We start from the raw sequence: 811 nt of genomic DNA on the forward strand, positions 1-811 counted from the left end.
GATCGGCGTCCTCGATGACGTTGGTGTCCCCGTCCCAGAGGCTGAGGTTGTGGTGGCAGCCGTTGCCCATCTGGCCGTTGTAGGGCTTGGGCATGAACGAGGCCGTGACCCCGAACTCGCGAGCGACCTGCTTGCAAATCTGTCGGTAGGTAACCAACCGGTCGGCGGTGTTTTCCACACGGTCGTACATCCAGTTCAGTTCGAGCTGACCGTCGTCTTCGTAGTCGCCCTCGATCATGTCCAGGCCCATGGCCTTGGAGTAGGTGACGAGCTTCTTGTAGATCGGGCGCATGCGCTCGAGGTTCTCCACCTGGTAGGCAGGGCTGGAGCCGGGACGCTTGACGACCTCGAGACCGGGTCCTTCCCATGTCATTTCGGGCTCGGTGCCCGAGCGCACTTCGAACCCGGTACGTTCGGTGAACGCGGCGTGAGTGCGGGCCAGCAGAGAGCGCGTGTCGATGGCCAGCGGGCGGCCGCCGACATCCGGCAGGTGCGGGGGCTCGTAGGCGGTGCAGAAGATCCGGGCCACCGAGGTGTCCCAAGGCAGGACAACGAAGGAGTCCGGCTCCGGGAGGGCCCAGAACTCGCGGGCCTCTATGCCTCCGCCGATCAGGTTTCCATGGCGGTCGTTCTGCAGGTCGGAGAGCGCCGTGCGGTGGAAGCAGATGCCCTTTTCCAGGTTGCGGCGAAAGTGGTTGGCGGGAACCATCTTGGCCACGACTCGCGAGCCGATGGTTGGCAGCGCGTAGTAGATGTACTCGACTCCGGCAGCCTCGATCTTCGCCGCTAGGTCCTTGACGACCTGAGGCTC

At 64.2% G+C, this 811-nt stretch carries 1 protein-coding gene; it reads right to left on the reverse strand.

Annotated features, from left to right (window positions below; all coding sequences use genetic code 11):
* Positions 1-811, reverse strand: an 811-nt coding sequence (locus tag B879_RS24010; protein ID WP_040401583.1) for a glutamine synthetase, incomplete at both ends; no start/stop codon positions are given.

The organism is Cecembia lonarensis LW9, assembly GCF_000298295.1.
Lineage (GTDB): Bacteria > Bacteroidota > Bacteroidia > Cytophagales > Cyclobacteriaceae > Cecembia > Cecembia lonarensis.